The organism is Pseudomonas sp. TREG-RG-20F-10-E-6-01 (genome assembly GCF_022662455.1).
Lineage (GTDB): Bacteria > Pseudomonadota > Gammaproteobacteria > Pseudomonadales > Pseudomonadaceae > Aquipseudomonas.
Window position 1 is genome coordinate 39,308 of the sequence record NZ_JAKNQP010000001.1, and the last position, 25,554, is coordinate 64,861.

24 protein-coding genes, 4 tRNA genes and 1 pseudogene are annotated in these 25,554 nt (G+C 59.3%); 16 read left to right on the plus strand and 13 right to left on the minus strand.

Going from position 1 to position 25,554, the window contains the following annotated elements:
* The first annotated feature begins 12 nt into the window (after positions 1-12).
* The gene (locus L8K08_RS00215; RefSeq protein WP_242193609.1) at positions 13-1,782 is read left to right on the plus strand and encodes a bifunctional diguanylate cyclase/phosphodiesterase; all 1,770 of its coding nucleotides are present in this window, start codon (positions 13-15) and stop codon (positions 1,780-1,782) included.
* Here L8K08_RS00215 and L8K08_RS00220 read toward each other — a convergent pair.
* The 4 genes from L8K08_RS00220 to L8K08_RS00235 all read right to left on the minus strand — a co-directional run bounded on the left by L8K08_RS00220 (position 1,779) and on the right by L8K08_RS00235 (position 4,101).
* Entirely contained in the window at positions 1,779-2,150 is a 372-nt protein-coding gene (locus L8K08_RS00220) for a hypothetical protein (protein WP_010565198.1), read from the minus strand. The two genes, L8K08_RS00215 and L8K08_RS00220, sit on opposite strands and share 4 nt — an antisense overlap.
* The gene (locus L8K08_RS00225) at positions 2,147-2,485 is read right to left on the minus strand and encodes a helix-turn-helix transcriptional regulator (RefSeq protein ID WP_242193611.1); all 339 of its coding nucleotides are present in this window, start codon (positions 2,483-2,485) and stop codon (positions 2,147-2,149) included. The genes L8K08_RS00220 and L8K08_RS00225 overlap by 4 nt, the downstream gene beginning before the upstream one ends.
* 96 nt (positions 2,486-2,581) lie before the next feature.
* Positions 2,582-3,037 (minus strand): YkvA family protein, encoded by a 456-nt coding sequence (locus tag L8K08_RS00230; RefSeq protein ID WP_058420139.1) that lies wholly within the window; start codon positions 3,035-3,037, stop codon positions 2,582-2,584.
* Between the two features lie 323 nt (positions 3,038-3,360).
* Positions 3,361-4,101: an FKBP-type peptidyl-prolyl cis-trans isomerase gene (locus tag L8K08_RS00235; RefSeq protein ID WP_053255296.1), complete on the minus strand. Its 741-nt coding sequence runs from the start codon at positions 4,099-4,101 to the stop codon at positions 3,361-3,363.
* A 247-nt stretch (positions 4,102-4,348) separates the two neighbouring features.
* On the opposite strand from L8K08_RS00235, the gene L8K08_RS00240 reads away from it, so the two are divergent.
* The 5 genes from L8K08_RS00240 (at position 4,349) to L8K08_RS00260 (ending at position 10,587) form a co-directional block, all read left to right on the plus strand.
* The gene (locus L8K08_RS00240; RefSeq protein ID WP_242193613.1) at positions 4,349-6,157 is read left to right on the plus strand and encodes a di-heme-cytochrome C peroxidase; all 1,809 of its coding nucleotides are present in this window, start codon (positions 4,349-4,351) and stop codon (positions 6,155-6,157) included.
* Positions 6,154-7,317: a catalase family protein gene (locus tag L8K08_RS00245; protein WP_242193614.1), complete on the plus strand. Its 1,164-nt coding sequence runs from the start codon at positions 6,154-6,156 to the stop codon at positions 7,315-7,317. The genes L8K08_RS00240 and L8K08_RS00245 overlap by 4 nt, the downstream gene beginning before the upstream one ends.
* A gap of 413 nt (positions 7,318-7,730) precedes the next feature.
* Positions 7,731-7,955: an IS66 family insertion sequence element accessory protein TnpB gene (gene tnpB, locus L8K08_RS00250; protein WP_242195017.1), complete on the plus strand. Its 225-nt coding sequence runs from the start codon at positions 7,731-7,733 to the stop codon at positions 7,953-7,955.
* Positions 7,956-8,074: 119 nt separating this feature from the next.
* The gene (locus L8K08_RS00255; protein WP_242193617.1) at positions 8,075-9,607 is read left to right on the plus strand and encodes an MFS transporter; all 1,533 of its coding nucleotides are present in this window, start codon (positions 8,075-8,077) and stop codon (positions 9,605-9,607) included.
* A gap of 158 nt (positions 9,608-9,765) precedes the next feature.
* Positions 9,766-10,587 (plus strand): IclR family transcriptional regulator C-terminal domain-containing protein, encoded by an 822-nt coding sequence (locus tag L8K08_RS00260; RefSeq protein WP_242193620.1) that lies wholly within the window; start codon positions 9,766-9,768, stop codon positions 10,585-10,587.
* A gap of 115 nt (positions 10,588-10,702) precedes the next feature.
* Here L8K08_RS00260 and L8K08_RS00265 read toward each other — a convergent pair whose 3' ends face one another.
* Positions 10,703-11,620 carry a LysR substrate-binding domain-containing protein gene (locus L8K08_RS00265; RefSeq protein ID WP_145166159.1) on the minus strand — a complete coding sequence of 306 codons (918 nt, stop codon included), beginning with the start codon at positions 11,618-11,620 and terminating at the stop codon, positions 10,703-10,705.
* 183 nt (positions 11,621-11,803) lie between these two features.
* On the opposite strand from L8K08_RS00265, the gene L8K08_RS00270 reads away from it, so the two are divergent.
* From L8K08_RS00270 to L8K08_RS00300, 7 genes are all read left to right on the plus strand, one after another.
* On the plus strand, positions 11,804-13,324 hold the full coding sequence (locus tag L8K08_RS00270; RefSeq protein WP_145166158.1) for an ABC transporter substrate-binding protein: 1,521 nt from the start codon (positions 11,804-11,806) through the stop codon (positions 13,322-13,324).
* 105 nt (positions 13,325-13,429) lie between these two features.
* Entirely contained in the window at positions 13,430-14,347 is a 918-nt protein-coding gene (locus tag L8K08_RS00275; protein WP_024077467.1) for an ABC transporter permease, read from the plus strand.
* A 9-nt stretch (positions 14,348-14,356) separates the two neighbouring features.
* The gene (locus L8K08_RS00280) at positions 14,357-15,259 is read left to right on the plus strand and encodes an ABC transporter permease (RefSeq protein WP_145166157.1); all 903 of its coding nucleotides are present in this window, start codon (positions 14,357-14,359) and stop codon (positions 15,257-15,259) included.
* A 31-nt stretch (positions 15,260-15,290) separates the two neighbouring features.
* The gene (locus L8K08_RS00285) at positions 15,291-16,307 is read left to right on the plus strand and encodes an ABC transporter ATP-binding protein (RefSeq protein ID WP_242193622.1); all 1,017 of its coding nucleotides are present in this window, start codon (positions 15,291-15,293) and stop codon (positions 16,305-16,307) included.
* A complete protein-coding gene (locus L8K08_RS00290) occupies positions 16,304-17,293 on the plus strand; it encodes an oligopeptide/dipeptide ABC transporter ATP-binding protein (RefSeq protein ID WP_242193624.1) in 990 nt (329 codons plus the stop codon). The genes L8K08_RS00285 and L8K08_RS00290 overlap by 4 nt, the downstream gene beginning before the upstream one ends.
* A complete protein-coding gene (locus tag L8K08_RS00295; protein ID WP_242193625.1) occupies positions 17,290-18,714 on the plus strand; it encodes a M20 family metallopeptidase in 1,425 nt (474 codons plus the stop codon). Before L8K08_RS00290 ends, L8K08_RS00295 begins: the two co-directional genes overlap by 4 nt.
* Positions 18,711-19,865, plus strand: coding sequence for a M20 family metallopeptidase (locus L8K08_RS00300; protein WP_242193626.1), 1,155 nt, complete (start codon positions 18,711-18,713; stop codon positions 19,863-19,865). The genes L8K08_RS00295 and L8K08_RS00300 overlap by 4 nt, the downstream gene beginning before the upstream one ends.
* Before the next feature lie 28 nt (positions 19,866-19,893).
* Here the strand turns inward: L8K08_RS00300 and L8K08_RS00305 are convergent, their stop codons facing one another.
* The 3 genes from L8K08_RS00305 to L8K08_RS00315 all read right to left on the minus strand — a co-directional run bounded on the left by L8K08_RS00305 (position 19,894) and on the right by L8K08_RS00315 (position 22,000).
* The gene (locus L8K08_RS00305) at positions 19,894-20,334 is read right to left on the minus strand and encodes a hypothetical protein (protein WP_242193627.1); all 441 of its coding nucleotides are present in this window, start codon (positions 20,332-20,334) and stop codon (positions 19,894-19,896) included.
* 47 nt (positions 20,335-20,381) lie between these two features.
* Positions 20,382-20,846 (minus strand): transketolase, encoded by a 465-nt coding sequence (locus L8K08_RS00310; protein ID WP_242193628.1) that lies wholly within the window; start codon positions 20,844-20,846, stop codon positions 20,382-20,384.
* 137 nt (positions 20,847-20,983) lie between these two features.
* On the minus strand, positions 20,984-22,000 hold the full coding sequence (locus tag L8K08_RS00315) for a 1-aminocyclopropane-1-carboxylate deaminase (RefSeq protein WP_145166150.1): 1,017 nt from the start codon (positions 21,998-22,000) through the stop codon (positions 20,984-20,986).
* Between the two features lie 201 nt (positions 22,001-22,201).
* Here L8K08_RS00315 and L8K08_RS00320 point away from each other — a divergent pair, with 201 nt between their 5' ends.
* Entirely contained in the window at positions 22,202-22,711 is a 510-nt protein-coding gene (locus tag L8K08_RS00320; protein WP_242193629.1) for an Lrp/AsnC family transcriptional regulator, read from the plus strand.
* Positions 22,712-22,906: 195 nt separating this feature from the next.
* Here L8K08_RS00320 and L8K08_RS00325 read toward each other — a convergent pair whose 3' ends face one another.
* The 3 genes from L8K08_RS00325 to L8K08_RS00335 form a co-directional block, all read right to left on the minus strand.
* Complete coding sequence (locus L8K08_RS00325; protein ID WP_242193631.1) at positions 22,907-23,197, minus strand: Arm DNA-binding domain-containing protein; 291 nt, start codon at positions 23,195-23,197, stop codon at positions 22,907-22,909.
* 246 nt (positions 23,198-23,443) lie between these two features.
* A tRNA-Asp gene (locus tag L8K08_RS00330) sits at positions 23,444-23,520 on the minus strand.
* A 20-nt stretch (positions 23,521-23,540) separates the two neighbouring features.
* Positions 23,541-23,616 (minus strand) — tRNA-Val (locus tag L8K08_RS00335).
* Between the two features lie 139 nt (positions 23,617-23,755).
* Here L8K08_RS00335 and L8K08_RS00340 point away from each other — a divergent pair.
* Positions 23,756-24,074 (plus strand): annotated as a pseudogene (locus L8K08_RS00340) (TonB-dependent receptor); the annotation flags it as partial.
* 152 nt (positions 24,075-24,226) lie between these two features.
* Here the strand turns inward: L8K08_RS00340 and L8K08_RS00345 are convergent.
* Both L8K08_RS00345 and L8K08_RS00350 read right to left on the minus strand, forming a co-directional pair.
* A tRNA-Asp gene (locus L8K08_RS00345) sits at positions 24,227-24,303 on the minus strand.
* Between the two features lie 19 nt (positions 24,304-24,322).
* Positions 24,323-24,398 (minus strand) — tRNA-Val (locus L8K08_RS00350).
* 159 nt (positions 24,399-24,557) lie between these two features.
* On the opposite strand from L8K08_RS00350, the gene rdgC reads away from it, so the two are divergent.
* Complete coding sequence (rdgC, locus tag L8K08_RS00355; RefSeq protein ID WP_119735561.1) at positions 24,558-25,478, plus strand: recombination-associated protein RdgC; 921 nt, start codon at positions 24,558-24,560, stop codon at positions 25,476-25,478.
* The last annotated feature ends 76 nt before the right edge of the window (positions 25,479-25,554 follow it).

A 25,554-nucleotide genomic window follows, 5' to 3' on the forward strand; every position in this document is an offset into this window, starting at 1 on the left:
ATCGAGATCGCCATGACCATGACCGAACAGCTGAATGCATTGGGCTCTATCCTGGCTCAAGGCAGTTTGCACAGCCTGTTCCAACCGATCATTTGCCTGTCCGAACGGCGCATCCTCGGCTACGAAGCCCTCAGCCGTGGCCCCTCCAATAGCCCCTTGCACTCCCCGGTCGCGCTGTTTTCCGTGGCCAGGCATATCGGGCGCCTCAGTGAACTGGAAATGGCCTGCCGCGAAAGCGCGTGTCGACGGTTCAGCGAACAGAAACTGCCAGGCAAGCTGTTCCTGAATATCTCGCCGGAATCCTTGATGGAGACCGCGCATCAACCGGGGCGCACCTTGCAACTGCTGCGCGACGTTGGCATTCCTCCTAGCCAAGTGGTGATCGAACTCACCGAGCAGACCCCCACCGACGACTTCGATCTGCTGCAAACCGCGCTGCACCATTACCGCGACATGGGCTTCGCCATCGCCCTGGATGACCTGGGCGCCGGCTATTCCAGCCTGCGGTTGTGGTCGGAGCTGCGCCCGGACTACGTGAAGATTGACCGGCATTTTATCGACGGCATCCATCAGGACGCGCTCAAGCGTGAGTTCGTCGGCTCCATCCTGCAAATCGCCAGGGCGTCGCGGGCACAGGTCATTGCCGAAGGTATTGAGTTACCCGAAGAATTGGCGGTGTTGACCGAGATGGGCGTGGACCTGGTCCAGGGCTACCTGCTCTGCCGCCCGCAGGAACAGCCGCCCCAGGAAGCACGCCTGATGCTGCCCAAGCAGGACAACGCCAACCTCGCCCTAAGCGAAGAAGGCAGCGACCTCAGTGCCCTGCTGAACGAGCAACCGGCGGTGGATCAGGACACGGCCACCGCCCAGGTGCTGGAGTCGTTCCGCCGTCAGGCCAATCTCAATTCGCTGGCGGTGCTGGACGGGCGTGGCCACCCGGTCGGCATCGTGCACCGGCATTCGTTATCGGACGCCCTGCTCAAGCCCTTCGCCACCGACCTGTTCGCGCGCAAGCCCATCAGCCGTTTGATGAGCGATGACTTTTTGGCGGTTGAATTGAGCCAATCGCTGCAGCAAGTCAGCCGCCTGCTGACCAGCCGCGCACGGCAACGGATTGAAGAAGATTTCATCATCACGCTCAATGGCGACTACCTGGGCCTGGGGCGGGTGATCGATGTGCTCAAGCTGATCACCGAGCTGAAGATCCAGCAGGCGCGTTACGCCAACCCGCTGACGCTGCTGCCGGGCAACGTGCCGATCCAGCAATGCCTGACGCGGCTGTTGCAGCAACAACGAGAGTCAGTGATCTGCTACGTGGATATCGACAGCTTCAAGCCGTTCAACGATATCTACGGCTACGGGCGCGGGGATGAGGTCTTGCTGTGCCTGGCGCAATGCCTCAACGACCGGGTTGACCCCAGCCGCGACTTTGTCGGGCATATCGGCGGCGATGATTTTTTGCTGGTGCTGGGCCCACAGGATTGGCGCAAGCGTCTCAACCAGTTGCTGGATGATTTTCACACCCAGTGCCGACGCTTCTACCGCGCTGAACACCTCGACGCCGGCTGCTTTGTGGCATTGAACCGCCAGGGCGCGCGTCAGGAATTCGCCTTGCTGTCGCTGTCGATCGGCGTGGTTCACTTATATCCACAGGCCTGTGGGCAACTCGATGCCAGCCAGTTGGCGGAGCTGGCCTCGCAGGCCAAGCACCACGCCAAGGATGTGGCGGGCTACAGCATTCATGTGATCGACAGCATGGACATGCTGGCCCAGGCGCTTTAAGCCTCGGCAGATTCCGGGTAATCGTATTCGAACACGCGCACCACTTCCGAGGCGTGCCAGGAGGCGGCGGCCACGCCATCGGACGGCCCGCTGAAACGCCCCAGGCGCTCCACGCATTCGAAGAAACCGGTACGCGGCAGGCGGCTGGCACCCTGGCTGATCACCAGTGAGCTGCGCAATGGCTGCTCGGCCTTGGCGTCCAGCGCGGCCAGGTGCTCAAGGGCGGCGGCCAGGGTCTGCATGGCCGGCGTGGGAAATTGCAGACGCTCCAGCAGCGCGCGGTAGGTCAGCAGGTGACGCTGGCGGCGCGCCTGATCCAGTTCGTTGAGTAGTCCATCCCAGTGTTGACGGCTGATACGTAGGCTCAAGATTCATCCCTCCAACCTGCAACGCCCAATTCCCAGGCCAGGCTGCGGCGAATGGCGGCATCCGGCTGGCGTTCACCACTTTCAATCAATCCGAGATACGAAGGGCTGATACCCACGGTGCGGGCCAGGGTTTCGATGGCCAGCCCCCGGGTTTCACGCAGGCCGCGCAGGTCCGCGAGCGGGCGCAAAGCCTGATCGGGAACGACCTGAGCGTCAGAAGAAGGAGGGAGTGCTGGTTGTTGCTGACCGGCGGCTTTTAGTAGCGCCTGGTACTGGTCCCATGGCAACACCGCGTACTCGGGTTCGCCATTGCGTGAAATTATCTGAATATCCATGACTGCCCCGTAGGATAACAACACTCACTAAGTAAGCTCTTTCCTTAGGAGTGTAATCCTAACAGCCACAAAGGTCGCAGGGGGATAGCCGTGTGATCAGTTTTTTTGCGGGTTTTCCTCAGCCAGCAGCGCAGGCGTCGCAGGCAGGCGCTCAACCACCGCAAGCTTTTCCGGGCGCTGGGCGTCACGCCAGGCGCGAAAGGCGCTCAGTTCGCCGTCCAGGGTCTTCATGACCCATGCCAGCACCGCGATGTCATCGAGCATGCCAAATACCGGGATAAAGTCCGGGATCGCGTCAATCGGGCTGAGGAAGTACATCAAGCCCGCCACCACCGAAATCAGCGCCTTGGGGCTGATTGCCCGGTATTCGCCGCGCCAGTAGGCCAGGCACAGGGCCTGAAGCAATTTGAGATCATCCTTGAGCTTACCCAGGCGATTGCCCTGGCTTGAGCCTTTTGCGGCGACAGCAAACAGCAAGGTTGGCAAACGCCCACGGCCAAGCAGACGCGCGGCCATGGGCAAAAAACGGGTGAAATTGAACGGTGGTTTCATCTGTCACTCCAGTTCCAGGCGACATAAAAGGTTATCCACACAAATTGTGGATAACCTTGTGAACAGAGCCTGTTTTATCGTCTGAAAGCCACGGACTACAAGGCTTGCAGTCAGATCGGGCGTTTTTTGCGCACATAAAAAAAACCCAAGATTTCATTGACTTGGCGTTGATGTGCGGCTACCCGTGCTCGAGTCTTATATAAGACTGTTTCAGTTTGCAGGGGTTCGTTTGAATTTACGTCGGGTGTGAATCACGCGGATTTACCGGGCCGCAGATACGACAACGCCCCGTCGAAACGGGGCGTTGTCTGTTCAGGCGCCGATTACTTCTTGGCGGCTGGAGCAGCAGGTGCGTCAGGGGCTTCAGCCTTGGCTGGGTCCTTGATGCCCAGCAGTTCCAGGTCGAATACCAGCACGGAGTTGGCTGGAATCGCCGGGCTCGGGCTCTGAGCGCCGTAGGCCAGGTCAGACGGGATGTACAACTCGACCTTCTCGCCAACGTGCATCAGTTGCAGGCCTTCGACCCAACCCGGGATCACGCCGCTGACCGGCAGGTCAATCGGGCTACCGCGATCAACGGAGCTGTCAAAGGTCGTGCCGTTGGTGAGCTTGCCGGTGTAGTGAACAGTCACCACGTCGGTCGGCTTAGGCTGAGCGCCGTCGGCCTTCTTCACGATCTTGTACTGCAGACCGGAAGCAGTGGTCACTACGCCGTCTTTCTTGGCGTTTTCCTCGAGGAATTTCTTGCCGGCGGCTGCCGACTCTTCGCTCATTTTGGTCATACGTTCTTCTGCACGCTTCTGCAGTGCGGCAAACGCTTCAACCAGTTCGTCGTCTTTCAGCTTCTGTTCTTTCTTGCCGACGGCATCTTCGATGCCTTGGGCTACCGCTTTGGAGTCCAGGTCATCCATGCCTTCCTGGGCAAGACTTTTGCCCATGTTCAGGCCGATACCGTAGGAAGCTTTCTGCGCCGGGGTTTTCAGCTCTACGCTGGTCTGCGAATCACAACCCGCAAGTACCAGGCTAACCAGGGCCACCGCCGCCGCCAACCGATGCTGTTTCATGCTATTTCCTTGTTCGTGCGCCAAAAGGGCATTCGAGTAAAGTCGCGAGCTTATCAGGCGGCCACGACCAATGGCTACCGGCATGTGAGCAGGAAACTTCCGATAAGTTCACGTGTTTAAAAGCATTTTCATTCATGATGGAGGCCCGCGACGGATCGCGGGACTGCCTGCAACCAGGCTCATGGCCACTTGCCGCACCTATGGCGTAGTGGCATAACAACGCGACAACTCGACAAGGATAGTTATCTTGCGCATTTTTTCCCGTGTTCTGCTTCTGATATTGCTCGCCCTCGGCCTGCTGCTGGCCGTCGTGCTCTATTACACCATCAACCCCAAGCTGCCCGACTACGTGCCCGTGCAGCAGGTGCGCTACCAGGATCAATGGAGTGCCGCCGATCGCCAGACCTACTACTTCACGCCTCAGGGCACTCAAGTGAAAGGCCTGCACTACGACTGGTTCACCGCCCTGGAACTGCCGTTCTCCGAACAGCGTTTTGCCACGCCCGAGTACCTGGCGCGCTTTGGTTTTCTGGTCGACCCCAAGCAGGTCCCCACCGCGCAGAACCCCGGCAATCTGCCAGTCGGTTTTGCCCGCCATCAGAATGCCGGCAGCAAGGTTGAATACCTGGATATCACCTGCGCCGCCTGCCACACCGGCGAGCTGCACTTCAAAGGCCAGGCTCTGCGCATTGATGGCGGCTCGGCCCAGCACGTGCTGCCCTCCAGCGTGCCCACCTTGCGCGGCGGCAGCTTCGGCCAGGCACTGGTGGCCAGCCTGGCCGCCACCTATTACAACCCGTGGAAATTCGAGCGCTTTGCCCGCCAGGTGCTGGGGGATCGATACGACGCCGAACATGGCCAGCTGCGTCAGGACTTCAAACGGTCGCTCAACCAGTTCCTCAAAGTCGCCTGGAATGACACCCACCGCGGCCTCTACCCCACCGAAGAAGGCCCGGGCCGTACCGACGCGTTTGGCCGCATCGCCAATGCCAGCTTTGGCGACGCTATCTCGCCGGACAATTACCGCGTGGCCAATGCTCCGGTGGACTACCCGCACCTGTGGGATATCTGGACCTTCGACTGGGTGCAATGGAACGGTTCGGCCCAGCAACCCATGGCGCGCAACATCGGCGAAGCCCTCGGCGTCGGTGCGACACTGGACTTCTTCGACAGCGCCGGTCAGCCCCTTCAAGGCGAAGCGCGCTACCCTTCCAGCGTGCGCGTGCGTGACCTCAACCTGATCGAAGAAACCCTGCAACGCCTCAAGCCGCCCACCTGGCCGGAAGACCTGTTCGGCGCCATCGACAAACCCCTCGCCGCCCAGGGCCGCGCGTTGTTCGCCGAGAACTGCGCCGGTTGCCATGTGCCCGCCGTCAGCCAGGTCAATGGCCGCCCGGTGCAGCAGTTGAAAATGCTCCCCGTTGAATACATCGGCACCGACCCCGGCACCGCCAGCAACATCGCCGACCAACGCTACGACCTCAGCGCGCTGCAATGGGACCCGGCGGAACTGGCCAGGCTCAACGTCGAACTGCAACCCACGCCGACCGCGCCGCTGGACCTGCACAATATGTCGGTGGCGCAAGGCCTGGCCTACGTCACCGCCTTTGTCGAAGACCACGCCTACCGCGCCGCCGGCGTGACCCCGGCCGAGCGGCCAGGCCTGGACGGTTTCGGCCTGCCTATCGGTGTGCGCGAGGTGCGTGCCTACAAAGCGCGGCCACTGGCCGGCGTGTGGGCCACGCCGCCCTTCCTGCATAACGGCTCGGTGCCGACGATCTACCAATTGCTCTCGCCTCAGGACGAGCGCAGCACCACTTTCTATAAAGGCACGTTCGCCTACGACCCGCGCCACCTGGGCTTTGAAACGCAGGCGTTCAAGAATGGCTTCCTGTTCGATACCAAAGTCACCGGCAATCACAACAGCGGCCACGAGTTTCGCGCCGGCCAACGTGGCAATGGCGTGATCGGCCGCGGCCTGCAACCGCAGGAACGCTGGGCGCTGCTGGAATACCTCAAAGTACTGGGCGGCCCGCTGGAGCAACAGTTGCCATGAATATCCGATCTGACTACAAGGAATCTTCGATGCTCGCGCGTCTGTGGCTGCGCCTCGGCGCGTTTCTGGGTAAAACCCTGTTATGGCTGGTGGGCCTGGGGCTGCTGGGCTGGCTGATCGCTGCCGCCTGGTTTGCCTGGCAGCACAGCGGCCCGGTGTCGCCGGACGAGCAGATCCCGCCCGGTGAAGCGGCCATGACCCAGGGCATCATTCAGACGGCCGTGCGCATCGTCGATCAGCACCGCGAAGGCACGCGCTACTTGCGCGATGCGCATGCCAAGGCTCACGGCTGCGTGAAGGCGCAAGTCAGCGTAGTGGCGGATCTTGACCCGGCATTGCGCCAAGGGGTGTTCGCCGAGCCGGGCAAAACCTGGCAGGCACTGATGCGTCTGTCCAATGGCAATGCTTATCCGCAATTCGACAGCATCCGCGATGCGCGGGGCATGGCGATCAAGTTGCTGGATGTTCCGGGCAAACAGTTGATGGCGGATCAGCAAGCGCGTACCGAACAGGATTTCGTGATGTTCAGCCATCCGAATTTCTTTGTCAGCGATGTGGCGGAGTACGCGCAAAACATCGGCGCCCAGGCCGACGGCAAGAAGGTCCTGGCGTTCTTTCCCAAGGCAGACCCGCGCAGCTGGCAGGTGCGCCATTTGTTTATCGCGCTGGCCACGCTGTCGCCTGCCCCGGCCAGCCCGACGCAGACGACTTACTTTTCGGTGTCGCCCTACAAGTTCGGCGCAGCCAATGCCAAGTTTCGCGTAGCGCCTGACACGCTCAGTTGCCCTGAGTATGTGTTGCCCAAGCAGAACCAGGACCTGCCGAACTTTCTGCGCAGTGCCTTGAGCCAGCAGCTGTCGACCGACCGTGTGCCGGCGTGTTTTGTGTTGCAGGTTCAGCGGCAGAATCCACAGAAATTCATGCCGATTGAAGACACCAGCATTGAATGGAAGGAGAGCGATGCGCCGTATGAGACCGTGGCGACCGTGCGGGTTGAGGCGCAGGATTTTGATACACCGGCGTTGAATCTCGCTTGTGATAACCAGTCGTTTAATCCGTGGTTTGGGCTGGAGGCGCACCGACCGATTGGGGGGATTAATCGGTTGCGTAAGGCGGTGTATGAGGCTGTGAGCGACTATCGGCATCGTCGTAATTTGTGAGGTATGGGGGGGCGAGTACATATCCGTTTTTGGGTGATGGCGGGTATGGATTCGGCCCTTACGGCGGGTCACTTTGGAAAAGCCTGTACGGACCGGACACATGGTTGACGGGTGTGCGGGGACATGGTGGACACTTTTGGCGAGCCAACTTCGCCGGAAAGCCATCATGCCCTGGACACGAGAAATACCATGAGCCTGAAAGAAGCGTTTATTGCCTTGGCACGGCAACCGGCAGCAATAAACGAGAGCTTTGTCGACGGTTCGACATCAGTCCGCAAACGGAGCATATGTTGGGCAGGCCGGCGCACAACACGCACAGGGAATCGCGGTGATTGGCGGCATGCTCTCGGGAACATTACTGGCGATTTTCTTTGTGTCGGTGTTCTTTGTCGTCGTCTACAAAATATTCAAAATTGATTCTTCGTCATGAGGGCTCCCCACACACAAGTCGAAAAAGACTAGCCCTGCCCAAGCCCATCGATGTCCGAAAATCCATCGACGGGCTTGCAGCGCGGGTCAAGCGGGACATTAAGGTCGCAGTGCTTGACCCGCCAGTTTCCGTGCTGCTCAACACGCCTCAAAAACGAGTGAAGATTTTGTATGGGACACGCAGTGGCTTTTGCGTTTGGCGGGCCTGAGCCGGGCTCGCATCTATAGAGCGCGATAACCAGGGCCAGCGCCCACAACGCTCCCTCTTCGGGCAATAGCCAGACGCGGCAGATCACGCCAAGAACGGCTCCCGCGGTCGAGCCATCAAATGAAAAAACTACATATTTCCTGCAATTTGGGATTTTGCAATATTTTGTCTTTACAGGATTTTTGCTTAGTACTAGATTTGGCCGTAGTCGAGGACACCTGCCTGCCCCAGACAATAAAAACAATAAGAGGTACGTTCATGCACACACCTACCCCCAGCAATATCCTCTGCGACGTAGTGGACGCCCGGCCTGTCAGTCGCTTGCAGTGGGAGCTGCTCGCCCTCTGCGTACTGGTTGCAGTGCTTGACGGGTTCGATACCCAGATCGTCGGATTCCTGGTGACGGCCATGGCTTCGACCTTGAACGTGACGCCCCAAGCCCTGGCCCCGGTGTTCGCGGCAGGTTTATTGGGTTTGATGCTCGGCGCCCTGCTACTTGCCCCTATGGCGGACCGCCTGGGGCGCAAGAAGATTCTGGTGTTGTCGATCCTGTTGTTCGGCACATTCGCGTTACTGACCGCTTTTGTTAACAGCGTTCCGCAATTGCTGGTCGTGCGCTTCCTGACCGGTATAGGTCTTGGCGGCGCGATCCCCAACCTGGTGGCGCTGATCTCTGAATACAGCCCACGGCGTTATGCGCGCAGTGCCGTCACACTGCTGTTCTGTGGCATGCCACTGGGCGCGATGCTGGCAGGTTTGACGGTCGACCAACTCCTCGCCACCTGGGGATGGGAAAACCTTTTCCTGATTGGTGGCGCGCTGCCCTTGCTGGTCGCCGGCGTCGTGGCACGGCGGCTTCCGGAGTCGGTTGAGTTCCTCAGTCGCAAGCCCGGCAGTCGCCCTGCCCTGAGCGCTATCATCAAGCGGCTCGCACCCGATCTCGCTGAACTGCCCGCCAGCCTTGGCCGTCCGCGTCAACAGGCAACCTCCTCTACTTCCCTGAGCCGTCTTTTCACCGCCGGCATGTGGCGTCGCACACTGTTACTCTGGCTGCCGTACGCCATGAACCTGCTGATTTTGTACTTCATCATGAGCTGGATCCCGACACTGCTGGTGGCAGCCCATGCACCGCTAAGCATGGGGATCCGCGCGATTATTCTGTTCAGCCTGGGAGGTGTGATCGGCTCAGTTATACAAGGCTGGCTGATGAACCGTTGGGGCTCGGTCAATGTGCTGACCCTCGAGTTCATGGGCTACCTGGCGGTCGTGCTGGCGCTCAGCCAATTGCCGGTTTCGCTTTATTCGCTTTTCCCCGCGATGCTGGCGCTGGGCATTCTGGTACAGGGCGCGCAGGCCGGTCTTAACGCTTTAGCCGCCGAGTTGTACCCACAGGAAATACGCTCCACAGGTATCGGCTGGGCATTAGGCGTCGGGCGCGTGGGTTCCATTACAGGGCCTGTTTGCGGAGGCTTGATGCTGGCGGCCGGCTGGGTTTTGACAGAGATCCTCATCGCAGCGTTGATCCCGGGCGCCATCGCGCTGACGGCGATTACCTTGCTGCGACTGGACCCCGCAAGCAAGCGACAACCAACACGCTCACAAAGCGAACGGGCGCTGATGCGCTCAAAGACCTGCCCGCCAGGGGTTGAGTGAAATCGGCTTTCTGCCGGTTATTGCCAGCCCTGGCAAAGTGCTCCCCTCCAGTTCATTCCGGCCGGCCGCCCCGGCCTGGATGAAGCCGAGTGATATCGTCAAAATCGAAATCGAGCGAATTGGTATCCTGCGCACCAGTAATGTAGACGAGCGCTGACATGCAAAAACCGTTTGATTGCGAAGACAACACCGAGCACCTGGCTGACAGCAAAGGCTCCAGCCTGGAGCGGATGTTGCGAATCCTGGACCTGTTTACCGAGCGCCATCCAATCTGGACGGTCGATGGAATGGGAAATGCGCTGGGGTTCACACGCTCCACCGCCTACCGTTACGTACGTGAACTGGCCGAGGCCAATTTGCTGTTTCAGGTAGAGGCCGGGCGCTACGCTCTGGGCGCGAGAATCATCACTTGGGATCGCCAACTGCGCGTCAGTGATCCGCTGGTTCGTGCCGCACATGCACTCGAGCCCAGCTTTCCAAAGTGGGGCGCCGAGCAAGCATGGCTGGTGTGCCGATCGTTCAAGGATCAAGTGGTCTGCGTCCATCAAACCGGCAATCTGTCCAATCAGGTGAGCTATTCACGAGGCTCGCCAAGACCGTTGTTCATGGGCGCCACTTCCAAAGTCATTCTGGCCAATATGGGCTCGCGACACCAAAGCCGGATATTTCTGGAAAACCCGAGTGATGTCGAATCCAGCAACCTGGGTAAGACGTGGGAGCAATTCCGACGCTCGCTGCAGCGCCTGCGCCGCCAGGGATATGTACTGAGCATCAGCGAAGTGGATGCTGACGTCTTCGGCCTGGCGGCGCCCATATTCGATGGCGACGGCAAAGTCGTGGGTAGCATCAGTTGCGTGCGCCCGACCTCGCAACGCGACAGCGAACAGGATGAAGTGCAAGGCCAGCAGATCCTCACCCTTGCCGACAATCTTTCACAACTCATGACCGCACTGGCGCACAGAGCAGAACTTCTGGACTGACCTGTGCGCAGGTCATCTACGGATGAGGGACGTAACACCGGACGCATCGCCACGGTCGGCCAACCCATCAATCGCGTTGCCCTTGAACTCGGCGGCAACGCCCTACTGATGGTGTTCAGCGACGTTTGGCTTTCACCAGCTCAGCAATCAAAAAATCCCTGAACGCTGAAACCGCTGCCGGCAAATTGCGCCCAGCCATGCTCTGCAGTTCGATGCGGCGTGCCTGCATGCCTTCATCAAGGATCGGCACGCATTGCAGCGCCTTGTCCGCCACCTGCTTGTGCAAGGTCATTTCGCTGGCCAGGCTGATAACGCCTTCTTCGCGGACGAAGCTGTAGAGCGCGGCAACGTAATTGGTGGTCAACACCGGGTCGAACAACAACCCCTGTACGCCGCAACAGATGTCAAACAGCTGCCGTATGGTGGTGTCAGCCTTGGGTAACGCAATGGGCCAGGGTTGCAACTCGGCAAGGGTGACCGCTTCACGCCCGGCCAAGGGATGAGAATTGGAGACCACGGCGAAAATCGCCCCGCTCAGGACATGTTCAACCTTGATTTCCTTTTGCGGCGTCAGGCTGAAGGTCATCGCCAGATCGGCTTCGCCGGAACGAACTTTCTCAGTCGCTTGCGCAGGCGCACAGACCTCCAATGTGAAATGAATGCCCTGATACTCACGCCTGAACGCGCTGATGCTCCTGGGCATGTATTCCAGTGCAAATCCTTCCGAACAAGCAACATGCACATGGCCCCGCCGCAAGCCATGCAGCTCGGTAATTTCCAGCACCACCTGCTCGGCCTCAAGCTGCGACTTGCGCGCATATGCCGCCAATCGCGCCCCCGCCTCGCTGAGCACCATGCCCCGGGCACGACGCTCAAACAGGCTGGCATCCAGAGCCACCTCAAGCTTGGAAATTTGTCGGCTCACCGCTGATGCCGCTACATTCAGCCGCAATGAGGCTTCGCTGATCGACCCGCATCGCGCGACTTCGAGAAAATAGCGCAGTGCTGTGGACTGCACGCCATACAGTTGCATCGGCGCCTCCAAGGGTTGCCTTTTCGGCAAAGGAAGTATCGAAATATTATTCTTGTGGCATTGATAGCCTTTCCCTACATTCGTGTCCAGACCAAAAAAACCTTGCCTGAGCTTTCATCCTCCTTACGCATTTGCGACCCGCTGCCCTTTGATTCAACCACACTCGCCAACGGAGACGACGGCATGGGCATCAAAGGTTTCGCCTGCAGTATCGCGCTGATGGGCATCATCATCAGTTTTCCGGCTCATGCCGGTAAAGCCAACGACACCTTGGTTTACGCTTCCGACAGCGAGCCTGAAAACATCAGTCCCTATCACAACGATTTACGCGAAGGTGTGATTCTCGGCCGGCTGATCTGGGACAACCTGATCTACCGCGATCCCAAAAGCGGCGAATACAAACCCATGCTGGCCACCAGCTGGAAACAGGTCGACGACACCACCATCGACTTTGAGCTGCGCAAAGGCGTCAAATTTCACAACGGCGACGCGTTCACCGCCGACGACGTGGTGTTCACCCTCAACTACGTGGTGTCGCCCGAAGCGAAAGTCGTTACCGTGCAAAACGTAGACTGGATCAAGAGCGCCGAAAAAACCGGTGACTACAGCGTTCGCCTGCATTTGAAGAAGCCTTTCCCTCCCGCACTGGAATACCTGTCCAACGCCGTTCCGATGTTTCCCAAGCAGTATTTCGAGAAGGTCGGCCTGGCCGAATTCAGTCGCAAGCCCATTGGCACCGGGCCGTATAAAGCCGTGTCGGTGGTGGCCGGCGAAGGCGTGACCATGGAGATCAACAAGGACTACTTCCCGGACAGCCCACAAGGCCAGCCACATATCAGCCACCTCAAGTTCCGGGTGATCCCGGATGCGGAAACCCGCCTGGCCGAGCTGATGACCGATGGTGTCGACTGGACCTGGCGTGTCACCCCGGATCAGGCAGTCGACCTCAAAGGCATGCCGAACCTGACCGTGACCAGCGGCGAAACCATGCGCATCGGCTTCCTGATTCTCGATGCTCGGGGCACCTCCACTGAAAACTCGCCGATGAAGAACCTCAAGGTGCGTCAGGCCATCAACCATGCGATCAACCGCAATGCGCTGGCCACGCAATTGGTGGGTGGCGAAGCCAAACCCCTGCAGGTTGCCTGTTATCCAGGCCAGTTCGGCTGCGATACTACCGCAGCCACGGTCTACAACTATGACCCGGCCAAGGCCAAGGCGCTGCTCGCCGAAGCCGGTTACCCAAATGGCTTCGAGACAGAAATCTTCGCTTATCGCGACCGTGATTACGTCGAAGCCATCATCGGCAACCTGCGCGCCGTGGGCATCAACGCCAAGCTGCGCTACTTGAAGTACGCCGCCCTGCGCGATCAGCAACGTGGTGGCAAGGTACCCATGTCGTTTCAGGCCTGGGGCTCGTTCTCGATCCTCGACACCTCGGCGTCGGCCGGTACCTGGTTCAAGGGCAACCCGGACGACAACATCAAGGACCCACAAGTCCAGGGCTGGTTGCAGACCGCCGACAATGCCCTCGACCCGCAAGTGCGCAAGGACAACTACCGCAAGGCGTTGCAGCGCATCAGCGAACAGGCCTATTGGGCGCCGCTGTTCAACTACTCGATGAACTACGCCTACACCTCCGAACTCGCGTTCACCCCGTACCCGGATGAGCTGCCGCGTTTCGTCGAGTCCACGTGGAAGTAATGCGCAAGCTGGCGGACTGATCCAAAGGTGCCGTAGCGCCTGGACTCGTCCCTGCCACAGACACGTCCTCACACATGTCACCCAATAGATATGAGAAAACTCGCCATGCTTGGATTCCTTCTGCGCCGTCTGGGCATCGCTATTTGCGTTGCCATTACCGTGTCGGTGATCAGCTTTTCTCTTTTGCATCTGTCCGGCGACCTGGCCACTGCCATTGGCGGACCGGAAGCCACTAGCGAACAGATCGAACAGATCCGCGTGCAGTACGGTTTGAACAAACCGCTACCGACCCAGTACTTCAACTGGCTGGGCGATTTGCTACGGCTGGACCTGGGCAATTCATTTTTCTTTCAGGAGTCGGTCTACAACCTCGTCGCCAGCCGCTTGCCGATTACCCTCGGGTTGGGCGCCATGGCGTTGGGCATCGCCTTGCTGGTGGCAATTCCCCTGGGCGTGCTGGCCGCGGTCAAACGCGACACCTGGGTTGACCGACTGGCCTTGAGCATTGCGGTGCTGGGTCAGGCAATGCCAAGTTTCTGGTTTGCGCTGATGTTGATCGTGGTGTTCGCGGTGACGCTCAAGTGGCTGCCGGTGTCCGGCAACTCGACCCTGCTGCACTTCGTCATGCCGGCCATTGCCCTGGGCTACTACGCGACTCCGGCAATCATGCGGCTGACCCGCGCCGGCATGCTTGATGTGCTCAGTTCCGATTACATCCGCACCGCCCGCGCCAAGGGCCTGCGCCCTGCCCGCGTGTTGTTCAAGCACGCACTGCGCAACGCCTTGATTCCGGTAGTCGCGCTGGCGGCGGTGGAGTTCGGCTTCATGCTCGGCGGTTCGGTGGTGATCGAAACCGTGTTTTCCCTGCAAGGCATCGGGCAACTCGCCTGGGACGCCATCGCCCGTGACGACTTCCCGGTGGTGCAGGCCGTGGTCCTGCTGATTGCGGTGATCTACATCATCCTCACCTTGCTGGCCGATGTGCTCAACGCACTGCTCGACCCGCGCATTCGCGTGCGCTAGGAGGCTTACATGAGCACCCCCACTACCCTCACGATCAATGACTACCTGCCACCACCGAGCAGCCTGAGCCGAGTACTTGGCAAGAGCTTTCGTCATCGTGGTTTCGCCATCGGCGCGGTGTTGTTGCTGATCATCTTCGCTGGCGCACTGTTCGCGCCGTGGCTGGCCCCTTACGACCCTTACGCGCAAGACGTGATGCTGCGCATGAAACCGCCGGTATGGATGGCCCACGGCACCTGGGAATACGTCCTTGGCACCGACAAGCTGGGCCGTGATTACCTGTCACGACTGCTCTACGGCGCACGTATTTCGCTGTTCATCGGGATTGCGGCGGCGCTGATTTCCGGCTTTATCGGCACCGTCATGGGGCTGTTGGCGGGTTACTACGGCGGCAAGGTCGATGCGTTTATCAGCTACCTGATCACCACCCGGCTGGCGATGCCGGTCGTGATGGTCGCACTGGCCTCGGCCTCGCTGATGGGTGGCTCACTGAAAGTGGTCATCGTGCTGCTCGGCTGCCTGTTATGGGATCGCTTCGCGGTGGTGGTCAGGGCTTCTGTGCAACAGATTCGCGATGCTGAATATGTGGCGTCGGCCCAGGCGCTTGGCTGCTCGACCCTGCGCATTCTGGTCAGTGAAATTCTGCCCAATCTGGTCGGTGCACTGATCGTCGTCGCGACGCTGGAAATGGCCCACGCGATCCTGCTGGAGTCGGCACTGTCGTTCCTCGGGGTCGGCGTGCAGCCGCCGACGCCGTCCTGGGGTTTGATGATCGCTGAAGGCAAACCCTACATGTTCTTTTCCCCGTGGGTCATCGCCATTCCCGGCGTCGCCCTGATGATTCTGGTGCTGGGCATCAACCTGGTCGGCGACGGCCTGCGCGATCTGATCCTGCCCGACGGCCGTAACTGATAGACGGCCGTAACTAAAGAGGGTACCGAACATGGCACTACTCCATGTGGAAAACCTGCGCGTGGACATTCCAATGGGCAACAGCCCGACACCGGATGACATGCTGCATGCCGTGCGCGGTCTGAATTTTGAAGTCGAGCGCGGTGAAATGCTGTGCATCGTCGGCGAATCCGGCTGCGGCAAATCCCTGACCTCACTGGCGCTGATGGACCTGTTGCCACGCAAGGCCAAACGCACCGCGTCACGGCTGACGCTGGACGGTATCGACATGCTAAACCAGAGCGAGCGGCGCATGTGCGACCTGCGCGGCAACCGTCTGGCGATGATCTTCCAGGAACCCATGACCTCGCTGAACCCCGCCTACAGCATTGGCGATCAGCTCAGCGAAGTACTGACTCAGCATCGCAAGGTGTCGCGCAAGGATGCCCTGGCTCGCGCCGCGCAGATGCTGGAGAAAGTCGGTATCAGCAATGCGACCGAGCGCTTGCGTCAGTATCCGCATCAATTGTCTGGCGGTTTGCGCCAGCGGGTAATCATCGCCATGGCGTTGATGTGCGAACCGGACCTGATCATCGCAGATGAGCCAACCACGGCACTGGATGTGACTATTCAAGCGCAGATCCTGCGCTTGATTCGCAACATTCAGAAAGAACTCGGCCTGGCGGTGATCTTTATCACCCACGACCTTGGGTTGGTGGCACGAATCGCCGATCGGGTCGCAGTGATGTATGCCGGGGAAATCGTCGAAACCGCCCCTGCCCTGCAACTGTTCGAGAACCCGCAGCATCCTTACACCCGCGGTCTGCTGGCGAGTATTCCAATCCCTGGCCGGACTAAACCGGGTGAGGCGCTGGGTTCGATTCCGGGCCTTGTGCCGAGTCTGGTAGGCGAACAGCAAGGTTGTGCGTTCCGCAATCGTTGCAGCCAGGCGACACCGGACTGCGCGCAAAACATCCCCGAAGTCGAACAGGACGGGCACATGGCGCGCTGCCTGCTCGCCGCACCGAACCCGGCACCGATTCGCCTTCAGGAGCGTGCAAGGTCATGAAAAAAGACATCGCTTTAGAGCTGTGTGACATTCGCCGCGAGTTTCGGATCAACAAGGGCTTTTTCAAACCCGCCGCCACCCTGAAGGCCGTGGACGGCGTTTCCCTGCGCCTGATGCGTGGCGAGACCCTGGGTCTGGTGGGCGAGTCCGGTTGCGGCAAAAGTACCCTGGCCAAGATGCTGCTCGGTCTGTTGCCGCCTACCAGCGGCGATGTGCTGGTCAATGGCAAACATCTGGCGGCGACTGATCGCAAAGAAATGTCCCGGCATATCCAGCCGATTTTCCAGGACCCGTACTCCTCGCTGAACCCACGCAAGACACTGCGCGAAATCGTCACCCTGCCGCTGATCGTGCATGACATCGGCAGCACCGCCGAGCGACGCAAGAAGACCGAAGAGATGCTTGATGTGGTCGGCCTGCCCAAGCGGGTGATCGACAGCTACCCGAGCCAGCTGTCTGGCGGGCAACGCCAGCGGGTGGCGATTGCCCGGGCGCTGATCATGCGCCCTGATGTATTGATCTGCGACGAGCCCACATCAGCGCTGGATGTGTCGGTGCAGGCGCAGATCCTCAATCTGCTGCAAGACCTCAAGCGCGAATTCGGCCTGACCTATCTGCTGATCAGCCATAACCTGGCGGTCATCGAACACCTCGCAGACCGGGTCGCAGTGATGTATCTGGGGCGCATCGTCGAAGAACGCACTCGCGAATCGTTGTTCGCCAACCCCGGCCACCCTTATACCCGCGCCTTGCTGGATTCGGTGCTCACGCCCGATCCGCGCCTGGGCATTCCTGAAATCGGCCTGCACGGCACCTTCCCCAACCCCATGTCACCGCCGTCCGGTTGCGCCTTTCATCCGCGCTGCCCGAGCTGCTTCACCCCCTGCACAACGGCCTATCCGGCCAATGGTCCGCTTATCGGCGGCAACGTGCGTTGCCACCTTCACGACAATTCTGCCCAAACACTGGAGCTTATCCACTCATGAGTCGTTCACTGGCCATCAGCAACACCACAGAGCAATTCGACAACGGCGATTTTTTTAAGCTGCTCGAACGTAGCGTCGCCTTGCACACCGAAAGCCAGGCAGCGGACAGCCAGCCCGAGCTGTATCGCTACCTCAATGATTTCATCACCCCGCATGTCGAGGCGATGGGCTTCAGCGTCATGGTCTATAACAACCCGGTGGCAGAACGCGGCCCCTTCCTGATCGCCACACGCATTGAACATCCAGAACTGCCGACCGTGCTCAGCTACGGCCACGGTGATGTGGTGCGCGGCTATGAAGCGCAATGGCGTGAAGGCTTGTCGCCGTGGCAAGTCACGGTCGAAGGCGATCGCTGGTACGGCCGCGGCACGGCGGATAACAAAGGCCAGCACCTGATCAACCTGACCGCGCTGGAGCAAACGCTCAAGGCTCGCGACGGCAAGCTGGGTTTCAATGTCAAGCTGCTGTTGGAAATGGGCGAAGAAGAAGGCTCGCCGGGCTTGAATGCGTTCTGTGCCGCACACAGTAAAGAGCTCGCGGCGGATGTTTTCATCGCCTCGGACGGCCCGCGCCTGGCGGCATCACGCCCGACGATTTTTCTCGGCTCACGCGGTGTATTCAACTTCGAGCTGGTGGTCAATTTGCGCGAAGGCGCTCATCACTCCGGCAACTGGGGCGGGTTGCTGGCCAACCCCGGCATTATTCTGGCCAATGCCATCGCGAGCATGGTCGATGAACACGGTCGGGTGAAAGTTGCGGGCCTGATGCCCGAGACACTGCCGGAGCCGGTGCGGCAGGCACTGGCCGATATTGACGTCGGTGGCGGACCGGGCGATCCGGAAATCGACGCCAACTGGGGTAACCCGCAGCTCTCGCTGAGCGAAAAGGTGTTCGGCTGGAACACCCTCGACGTCATCGCCTTCAAGACCGGCAACCCGGACGCCCCTGTGCATGCGATCCCTGGCAAGGCCAACGCCCACTGCCATATCCGCTTCGTGGTAAACAGCGACTACACGACCTTTATCCCGGCTGTACGTGCCCACCTGGATGCTCATGGTTTCAGCAATGTCGAGGTCAAGCAAAGCCGCATCGATGTGATGCATGCCACTCGGCTGGATCCGCAAAGCCCGTGGGTCAGTTGGGCGCTCAGCTCCCTGGCACAGACCACCGGCAAAAAGCCTGCGCTGCTGCCAAACCTCGGCGGCTCGCTGCCCAACGACGTGTTCGCGGACGTGCTCGGCCTGCCAACATTGTGGGTGCCGCACTCGTACCCTGCATGCTCGCAACATGCGCCGAACGAGCACTTGCTGGCACCGGTGGTCAAGGAAAGCCTGCAAATCATGGCCGGGCTGTTCTGGGACCTGGGCAACGACGCCGCACGCCTGACCCAGGAACATCAGTTACGGGAGCGGGCGCAATGAGCGCCTCTGCGCAACAGGCGCTGGACTGGCTGGCTGACCAGCGCCAAGCCATGGAAACGCTGCTGCAGCGCATCGTCGACACCGACTCCAACAGCTATGACAAGGCGGGCGTCGACGCTGTGGGCGCGCTGCTCGCGGCTGAACTGGAAGCCGACGGCATCCTGCTCAAGCGTATACCGGTCGATGGTTTTGGCGACGTGATGCTCGCCGAAGTGCCAGGCGAATCTGGAAAGCCGGTGTTGCTGCTGGGCCATCGCGACACGGTTTTCCCCAAAGGTACCACCACGACTCGCGGCTACAGCCGCGACACCCATTTCGCCTATGGCCCTGGTGTCGCCGATATGAAAGGTGGCCTGGTGCTCAATTGCTTCGCTCTCAAGGCACTCAAGCGCGCCGGTCGGTTGCCCTATCCGGTGCAGGTTCTGTACACCGGTGACGAAGAAATCGGCTCCGGCAGCGCCAGAACCCATATCGAAAAGGCCGCCCGAGCCGCCCGCGCCGTGCTCAATACCGAGCCCGGCCGGGCCAGCGGTAACGTGGTCAGCGCACGCAAGGGCGGTGCCACGCTGATCATCGAAGTCAGCGGCCGCGCGGCACATTCGGGGGTCAACCATGCCGACGGAGCCAGCGCGATCGAGGCCCTGGCGCGCAAGATCGTCAAGCTCCATGCCTTGACCGATTACCCGGCAGGCATCACCACGAACGTAGGCCTGATATCCGGTGGCACCTCCAGCAACACCGTCGCGCCTAGCGCCTGCGTCCGGCTGGACGTGCGCTTTATCGAACTCAAGCACTGGGACCAGATCTTCACCGCAATCCAGGCCATCGTCGCAGAAGAAGAACTGATCGGCACCAGCGCCATCCTCAAGGAAGCGACAACCTTTCTACCGATGGAAGCACATCACAGCGAACGCCTGCTGCACATCTACCAGCAAAAAGCGCTGGCGCTGGGTTTCAGCGTCGAAGGCGAGTTCACCGGCGGTTGCGCCGACTCCGGATTCACCGCCAGCCTGGGCATTCCAACCCTGTGTGGCCTGGGCCCAGTGGGTGGCAAGGTCCACACTGATCGTGAATACCTGGAACTGGACACGCTGGTGCCTCGCGCCCTGGCGTTGGTGGCGACCATTCTGGCTGTCGGCGACAGCGTTTGAGGTAATGGGTCTCTACGAATCGCCGGGGTCAGGGTATCAGACAGGCCCGTAGGCAACTTCTGCTGGTGTCGGGTATCACTTCAAGGAGGCGCGAATGGCTCACTCGGGCGAGGCTTTTAACCTGTTCTACTGCCGCAATGACGGAACGATCAGCCGCCTCGTCGGGTGCTATCGGGTAGATGCATGACTGACCAATGGAAAGGTCGTGCAATAAACCCTCATCAAGTTCACCGAGCACCACAAAACAGTAGTCACTCTTGGCCACTCGCACTTCGACGCGTTTGCCAGGCGCGGTGTTCACCGTATCGACATGGATCAGCGCAACATTGTCAAAACAGCTGAAACCCTGATGGATCAAATCAATATGGTCGCTATCAAGTCCGCACACGATGACCACGATACGCGTGCAACTTGAAGGCTCGCGCACCCACTTCATTGCGTGGCTACGACAATCGGCAGTTTGGCTCATATGCGTTGCCTTTCTTGTTGCAACAGGCGGGTTGACGAGGGCATTGGTTAAATCACGCCCCGCGCCTGCAGCAGGCTTTTCGCCAGGCTGCGGGCCGCCGATAACACCTCTTCAACCTGTTGATCCATCGCCGCCGTGGATGAGGCTATTTTTCCAAGTTCGACGACGCGCAGCGGGTGGCCGCAGACGGATCCCAGCCAGGTCAGGCCAGACACCATGCCAACTTCGACATCCAGTAAAAAGCTTCCGTGGGAGACGGAGCACAACAGTTGGCTGACGAAACACGCATCGCCCCCGGCAGAGTTCTCCGGGCTAGACCCGGCCCGTAACCAGTCGACCCTCAACGCCTCGGATTGCTTGATGGCTAGATAAGCCACCTGGTCCCAGTCATCTATCGCTACGTGCAGCTTGTCGATCATGTATTGGGGCAACGCGGCGCTGGTAACGATGACCACTCCGGCATCCGCCGAAGGTTGCTTGATCCAGACTGCAGATTGCGATATCGCATGCATGGCGGTACTCCCGGCGGTTTGGTAGGAGCCACTTGCTCCGGACGGCGATCTGACGATGAGGTCGTGACATTCAATATTGATGCCGACTGACCCACCGCTCCGTGAACAAGCTCGCTCCTACAGGTGATTGGCGTTAATCAGCCGTTGCGGAACAGGAAGCTATAGGCATTCAGCGCAGGCGCCCCACCCAGGTGCGCGTAAAGCACTTTCGAACCTTCGGGGAACTCGCCACGGCGGACCATTTCAATCATCCCGTGCATGGATTTGCCCTCGTACACCGGATCGGTCAGCACACCTTCCAGGCTCCCGCACAGGCGAATGGCTTCCAGCGTACCGTCGTTAGGCAAACCGTATTCCGGATAGGCGAAGCGTGTGTCGAGCACCACATCCTCTTCGGTGATCTCGCGGCCCAATTCCACCAGTTCTGCGGTGTGCCGGGCGATACGCAGGATCTGTGCCTTGGTTTTCTCTGGCTTGGCCGAGGCATCAATGCCGATAACGTTCTTCGAACGGCCGTCCGCGGCGAAACCGACGACCATACCGGCCTGGGTACTGCCGGTCACGGAGCAGACCACGATGTAGTCGAACTTGAACCCCAGTTGTTTTTCCTGCTCCCGTACCTCCTCGGCAAAGCCGACAAACCCAAGGCCGCCGTAGGGATGTTCGGAACACCCCGCAGGGATCGGAAAGGGTTTGCCGCCCCGCTCCACCACATCGTTCATGGCCTTCTCCCAGCTGGGCCGGATGCCAATGTCGAACCCGGCGGCGTCCAGTCGTACATCCGCACCCATGATGCGCGACATCTCGATATTGCCGACGCGGTCATACACCGCATCGGAGTAGTTCACCCAGTTTTCCTGGACCAGCACACACTTCATGCCCAGATGGGCAGCGACGGCGGCGACCTGACGGGTCTGGTTCGACTGTATCCCGCCGATGGACACCAGGGTGTCGCAGCCCTGTTCGAGTGCTTCGGGAATCAGGTATTCGAGCTTGCGCGTCTTGTTGCCGCCAAAGGCCAGGCCACTGTTGCAGTCTTCGCGTTTGGCATACAACTCGACCTTGCCGCCCAGGTGTTCGCTGAGGCGTTTCAAGGGCGTGATGGGAGAAGGACCGAAGGTCAGCGGATAACGTTTAAAACGATTCAGGTTCATGACTCTGCTCCTTGTTTATTGAGTATCCAAGCGCCAGACCGAAAGGCAAAAGAGGCTGCGTTCCAGGCTCTTTCAGAGGGGCTTCGATGAGTTCAATATTAAGAAGAGTTCGAAAAATATGTGTTGCAAATTTCTATTAGATAAAGAAACATAATTTTTCATAAGAAACACTAAACATACTTTAATTGCGTATAAATCCATATGAACGCAACAAATACTCAAGTGAAGCAGGGCAAAACAGTCCCGTTGCCGCAGCCGCTGGATCGAACCGACCGCGCCATTCTCAAGACCCTGCAGCGAGATGCTTCCATCTCCAACGTGGCGCTTGCAGAGAAGGTGAAATTGAGTGCACCGGCCTGCCTCAGGCGCGTCGAACGGCTCAAACAGGCCGGCCTGATCAAGGGCATCGTCGCCCTGCTGGACAATGATGCGCTGGATGCGGGGATGGTGGTCTTGATCGGCGTGGTACTGGACCGCTCCACACCGGAATCCTTCGCTGCATTCGAGGCGGCGGCACAAAAAGTGTCCGGCTGCATGGAGTGCCATGTGGTGACAGGGGAGTTCGACTACTTCATGTTGCTGCGCACCAAGGACAGCAACAGTTTCAACCGGCTCCATGCGGAGCAATTGCTTTACCTGCCCGGGGTTCGCCAGATTCGCTCGTTCATGGGGTTGCGCCAGGTCTTGTCGACAACCCATATCCCCCTTTGAGGTTCAAATTAGCCCGAGCACCCGTCGGTCAGCAATCCGGTGTCCCAGAAATATCAGCGCCCATCAAAGAGCGACGTGATGTCCGCATCCAATAGCAGGTCAGCTGTCGACCCTCGGCCAAAGAAGACACATAAAGAAGCCTTACTTTTCGTCAACTTTTTACTTCGGAACTCATGCCAGCGATAGGCAACCGCTTCAAACGTGTTGTTGGCGGCGTGAGGGGCTTTCTGCCGCTCGGCGCCGGGGATCGATATTGTTGGCCACCAGCGCATGTGCCGCCTCTCTCCGCTGACGAGCCTCCTTGAGACTGACGCCTGGATAGATGCCGAGGGAAATACGCAATTGCTTGTCATGCCAATAGAAACGGAAATGCCAGCGCTTCGAACCTGTCGGTGGCACTTGCATAGATAAGCCATCCCCATCGGTTAACGTATAAGGCTTGCTGGCGGGCTTGGCTTGCTTGATCGCTGTATCTGTCAGCGCCATCAGACACCTCCTTTTGCATCAAGGAGGGGAATACAACTCAGCGGTAGACGGACCAATACGAAAATTGATGCGCAAGGAATCTTAAAAGGCTGTGCCAGCGGTGTACTTAAATGTGTACTTAAATGTGTACTTAAAAACCGTGGCTGGAGATGGAATTCCAGCGGAATTCAGAAAACGAAAAAAGCGGCTCAAGGCCGCTATTTCCGTGGCTTCCAGGCGCTCAATGGGCCTTAGTGGAAGCAAATATGGCGCAGCGGACGGGACTCGAACCCGCGACCCCCGGCGTGACAGGCCGGTATTCTAACCGACTGAACTACCGCTGCGCGTAACACTTTGAAGCGAATGGTGGGTGATGACGGGATCGAACCGCCGACCCTCTGCTTGTAAGGCAGATGCTCTCCCAGCTGAGCTAATCACCCTTCACTTTCGGTGTGGGCGGCATCATACACCAAAAATTCGCAATGTCTTGATTTAAATGCACTTTATTTGAAATATTTTCTCAAGCGCAGCGCACGCCCCCGGAAAACCGGGCTTCTGGCCCGCAAACGCGAGCCTTGCGAGTTGGGCCCCAAGGCAGATTTCTTCGATGAGCGCCTGAACGCCAGCGCAGCCTATTTCGAAATCCACGAAAACAATCGCTCGGTGTCCGACGACGATTACAACAACCAGGCGCCGACCCCGACCCACTATGCCTTCAAAGGCACCAAGGCGGTGACCAAGGTTATGAACTGGAAATGGCCGGCGCGCTGGCGCCGGCTGGCAGCTGCAGGCCGGCTATACCCACAAGATCGTGCGTGATGACCAGGACGCAAAAATCCCCACCTACAAACTCAAGGCCAACCTGGACAAGTTGACCGTCAGCGGTGGCGTGCGCTGGGATTTCTAACCGGCCAATAAAAAACGCCGCCGATCATCGGAAATGATCGGCGGCGTTTTTTGAGGTTTCGCACACCCCAGACAGCAAAAAGCCCGCTCAATGAGCGGGCTTTCCGTGGTGACCTGGCGTTCAGCGTTCCAGGTTACCGAATATGGCGCAGCGGACGGGACTCGAACCCGCGACCCCCGGCGTGACAGGCCGGTATTCTAACCGACTGAACTACCGCTGCGCGTAACACTTGAAGCGAATGGTGGGTGATGACGGGATCGAACCGCCGACCCTCTGCTTGTAAGGCAGATGCTCTCCCAGCTGAGCTAATCACCCTTCGTTTCGGTGTGGCGCGCATTCTACGGAGCGACCCTAGGTCTGGCAAGCACTTTCTTAAATCTTTTTTTTCAGCCCTTCCAATGGCTTAGGCAGGGTTGGCCTCGAGCGCTATCAAGAGAATAATGCCCCCCTTTGTATAAAGGAGAGACTCACCCCATGTGGTTCAAGAACCTGCTTATCTATCGCCTGACCCAAGATCTGCCTGTTGATGCCGAGGCGTTGGAAGCGGCCATGGCCACCAAACTGGCGCGCCCTTGTGCAAGCCAGGAGTTGACCACTTACGGTTTCGTCGCCCCTTTTGGTAAAGGTGAAGACGCTCCCCTGGTTCACGTCAGCGGTGACTTCCTGCTGATCGCCGCGCGCAAGGAAGAACGCATCCTGCCGGGTAGCGTGGTGCGCGACGCAGTCAAAGAGAAAGTCGAAGAGATCGAAGCCGAGCAAATGCGCAAGGTCTACAAAAAGGAGCGCGACCAGATCAAGGATGAAATCATCCAGGCCTTCCTGCCGCGCGCCTTTATCCGTCGCTCGTCGACCTTCGCCGCCATCGCGCCGAAGCAAGGCCTGATCCTGGTCAACTCGGCGAGCCCCAAGCGCGCCGAAGACCTGCTGTCGACCCTGCGTGAAGTGATTGGCACCCTGCCCGTTCGCCCGCTCACGGTAAAAACCGCGCCAACCGCGATCATGACCGACTGGGTCACCACGCAGAAACCGGCCGATGACTTCTTCGTCCTCGACGAATGCGAACTGCGCGACACCCATGAAGACGGCGGCATTGTGCGCTGCAAGCGCCAGGACCTGACCGGTGAAGAAATCCAGCTGCACCTGACCACCGGCAAAGTCGTGACCCAACTGTCACTGGCCTGGCAGGACAAGTTGTCCTTCATGCTCGACGACAAGATGACCGTCAAGCGCCTGAAGTTCGAAGACCTGCTGCAAGACCAGGCCGAACAGGACGGCGGTGACGAAGCCCTGGGCCAATTGGACGCCAGCTTTACCCTGATGATGCTGACGTTCGGCGAATTTCTGCCGGCGCTGGTTGAGGCACTGGGCGGCGAAGAAACCCCACAAGGCATCTAAACGCAACACAGGCCTTATACGGGCACGGTCAATGTGGGAGCTGGCTCGCCTGCGATAGCATCACCTGGGTGTTACT